The sequence below is a fragment of the Streptomyces sp. NPDC060198 genome (assembly GCF_042728415.1).
Classification (GTDB): domain Bacteria; phylum Actinomycetota; class Actinomycetes; order Streptomycetales; family Streptomycetaceae; genus Streptomyces.
Window position 1 is genome coordinate 1 of sequence record NZ_JBHWZJ010000555.1, and the last position, 3,327, is coordinate 3,327.

2 protein-coding genes are annotated in these 3,327 nt (G+C 70.5%); one reads left to right on the forward strand and one right to left on the reverse strand.

Features of this window, described 5'->3' with window-relative positions; genetic code table 11:
* Positions 1-121: 121 nt before the first annotated feature.
* Positions 122-2,305 carry a discoidin domain-containing protein gene (locus tag ACFWEP_RS33320; protein WP_387375843.1) on the reverse strand — a complete coding sequence of 728 codons (2,184 nt, stop codon included), beginning with the start codon at positions 2,303-2,305 and terminating at the stop codon, positions 122-124.
* Positions 2,306-2,850: 545 nt separating this feature from the next.
* Between ACFWEP_RS33320 and ACFWEP_RS33325 the strand changes: the two genes are divergently transcribed.
* The gene (locus ACFWEP_RS33325; protein ID WP_387375845.1) at positions 2,851-3,249 is read left to right on the forward strand and encodes a hypothetical protein; all 399 of its coding nucleotides are present in this window, start codon (positions 2,851-2,853) and stop codon (positions 3,247-3,249) included.
* The last annotated feature ends 78 nt before the right edge of the window (positions 3,250-3,327 follow it).

A 3,327-nucleotide genomic window follows, 5' to 3' on the forward strand; every position in this document is an offset into this window, starting at 1 on the left:
TCTTTTTTTTTTACTCCACTTTGTTGGTCCTTTTCTGGGGGCCCCCCCCGGGGGGGGGGGGGGGGCCGCCCGCGGGCCCGGGCCCCCCCCCGCCGCCACGAAGGAGGGGGCGCGCCCGTCGTCAGGCGTACACGCCGATCTCGTGCAGCGAGTAACCCCAGCCGGTGCCACGGGCCTTGAGGGCGAGGCGGACGTAGCGTGCCGACTGTCCGAGGGCGACGGTGTCGATGTCCCCGTTGCCGGTGGTGGTCGTGAACACGGTGCGCCAGGTGGCGTTGTCGTCCGACAGCTGGACCTCGTACGAGGAGGCGAAGGCCGGGTCCCACTGGAGCTGGAGGGTCCGCAGAGCGGTGCGCGCGCCCAGGTCGACCTGGATGGACTGCGGGTCGCTCCAGTCGCTGGCCCACCGGGTGACCGGGTTGCCGTCGACCGCGTTGGCCGGGGTGCAGGGGCAGTCGCCGTACGAGGCCTGCGAGGAGGAGGCCGTGGCCGGCTTGTTCAGCGCCACGTTGGTGCCGTCCACCGGCGGTGCGACGACCTTCACGGACTTCGTCTCGAAGCCCGCGTTCCCGTGGCCGTCCTCCGCACGGATGTAGACCTTCCAGACGCCGAGCTTCTCAGGAGCCGTCACTGCGAAGGTGCCGTTCCCGGTGGACCGCCACGCGGCCTCCACCAGCCCCTTGTCGCCGTTGGCGTAGTTCCCGCTGAGGAAGATCTTGTACGTCACCGGGTCGTTGTCCGGGTCGCGGACGTCGGCGCGGACGGTGAACTCCTTGCCGGCCGGGGCCGCCGAGGAGGGGGTGACGGTCATGTTGCTGATCACCGGGGGCGTGTTGTCCCCGGCGGTCGAACCGGCGTACGCCTGCTTCACCGCGTAGTACGAGAGCCGCTTGAACCCGCCGGGCAGCAGGTTGAACCAGATCCCGCCGAAGTCGTGCTCGGTGCCGTAGTGGAACATCGTCGCGCCGAGCGCCACGCCCCGGTGGGCGGTGACGCAGTTCCACGCGTTGGTGTACCCCGCCGCGGTCTGCACGTCGGTCTTCTGCTCGGGGATGCCGTTCGCGTCGTTCGCGACCTCCCACTCGCCGGCCGGACCGGTCTCGGTGATGATGTAGGGCTTGGTGTAGCCGCCCGCCACCCAGTCGCGCTGCACGTTGCAGACGTCGCCGTAGGAGTTCATCGCGTACAGGTCGAGGTCGGGCGCGTTCCGCTTGTAGTACGGCCAGGCACCGGTCCACGCGTCGGTGGAGGTCACCGGGTGGTCCGGGTCGATCGAGTGGATCTTCTTGGCCACGTCGTTGACGAAGGTGGTGTACGCGTTGCGCTGCGCCTCCAACTCCGTACCGCTGTAGCAGTTCTGGAGACCCAGCACCGACTCGTTGCCGACGTTCCACATCAGGGTCGCGGGGTGCGACTTGTAGGCGTCGACCCACTTGGCGAACTCGGCCAGCGAGTTGTTCTTGTAGGTGGTGTCCGTGACGTAGTTGACGCAGCCGCCGCTGCCGGGGCCACCGCCGGGCTGGAGCCAGAAGCCGTTGATGATCCGGATGCCGTTGGCCGCCGCCGCGTCGAGCAGCGGCTTGGTCGAGCCGTCGGTGCCCCAGGTGCGGATGGTGTTGACGCCCATGGACTTCACGTCCGGCAGGTACTTCGGGGAGTCGGGGACGGACGGGCCCCAGGTGAGGCCCTTCACGGTGTACGGCTGCCCGCCCACCTGGAGCTGCCAGTTCCCCTGCGATCCGGTGACCTTCACGGCGCCGCCGGTGGCCGGCGGGGGAGTGGTGCCGGTGCTGCCGTAGACCTGGAACTCCCAGAGGGAGTAGCCGTATCCGCCGGACCGCTGGGTGCCGAGCATCCGGACGTACCGGCCGGAGCCGGAGAGGGTGAGGTCGTCCGTGCCGCCGTCGCCCTGGGTGACCGTGCGCAGGCTCCGCCAGTCGGTGCCGTTGTCGGACGCCTGGATCTCGTACGACTTGCCGTAGGCGCCCTCCCAGGTCAGGACGGCCCTGCTGAGGCTGGCGGTGGCGCCGAGGTCGATCTGGATCCACTGCGGATCGCTCCACTGGCTCGCCCAACGGGTGCCCGTGAGGTTGCCGTCGACGGCCGCGGCGGCGGAGTAGCCGTCGCCCTCCTGCGAGGAGGCGGTGGCGGTCCGGCCCTGGGAGAGCAGCGTGTCGGCGGCCGTGGCGCCCGGCGCCGCGAGGAGGGTGAGCGAGGACGCGACGAGGGCGCCGAGGGCGGTGAGGGAGACGAGTCGGCGGCCGGGTCGTGGACGGCCTGAACGGGCGTGGGGTGATCTGAACACGTGGGCTCCTGGCGGGTGCTGAGGGAGGACCGGCTTCCCGTGGCCGGTCTTGGAGAGCGCTCTCCCGAGAGTGTCGCCGGGGGTGTGTCCCTGTCAATGAGTGCGCGCGACCTCTGTGCCGTCGGACGTCATCCCGAGGGGCGAATCCGGTCTGTGCGGCATGTGGGGCACGTCCGGTCGAACCGTGAGGGATCGGTGGGCGCGGACACGCGCCCGCCCGGGGCGGGGGTGGTCGCCCGACGGCTCGCGGGACGGGGCGAACGGACGGCCCCGCGCTCATGGTTGCGGAGCTTCGGGCACGGTGGGCCGACACGCTCTTCGGTCGATCGGCTCCCGCGCGGGGCAGCGGATTCGCGCACCGCGACCCGTATGGACGCAGTCGTTTTGACGCAGTCTTGTCGGTGCGGGGTCTCCCCCGGGGTGAGCGAAAACGCACGCGTGCGGGAAGCTGGTGTTCCGATCGGCCGGTCGCTCTGCGTGGGCCGCTCGGCGACAGTCCGGGGTCGGCGTCGGCCGGCCGAAAAGGGGGGCCCACGATGGTTCTGATGGTGATCGTTTTTGGTTCTCTCGTGCTGGGGAACGCCTTCATGACCTGGAAGGTCGTCCACCTCTGGCGAAATCCGGACGTGGCCGATTTCTTCTCCGCCGTTCTGCCGTTCGGGCTTGTCGTGCGGAGGGGGGAGGTGCGGTCGGCCGGTGTCACCGCGGCCGCCCTGTGGGGCGTGGTGGTGGTGTTCCTGATGGGGCTGTTCGACGGTCCGGTGGCCTCGTGGGCCGTCGCCGCGGGGGTGCTGATCATTCTGGCCTCGGCGCTCTGCGAGATGTGCGTGATCCTCTTCAACGCCCCGAAGTTCGCCGTGCCGCCGCACATGCGGGCCGAGCCCGGAGTCCTCGCGGCGCGCCGTGCGCGCAAGGCGGAGGGCAGGCGGGGGGCCGGTGCCTGAGGGCACCCGCTCTCGCCTGCGAACCCGGCCAGGTGTACCGGACCGGTCCGGGCTCACCGAACCCGGTGTGCCCGGACC

Excerpts from the sequence above, each read along its gene's own strand:
- ACFWEP_RS33325 (WP_387375845.1), top strand. The coding sequence starts at position 2,851 with ATGGTGATCGTTTTTGGTTCTCTCGTGCTGGGGAACGCCTTCATGACC.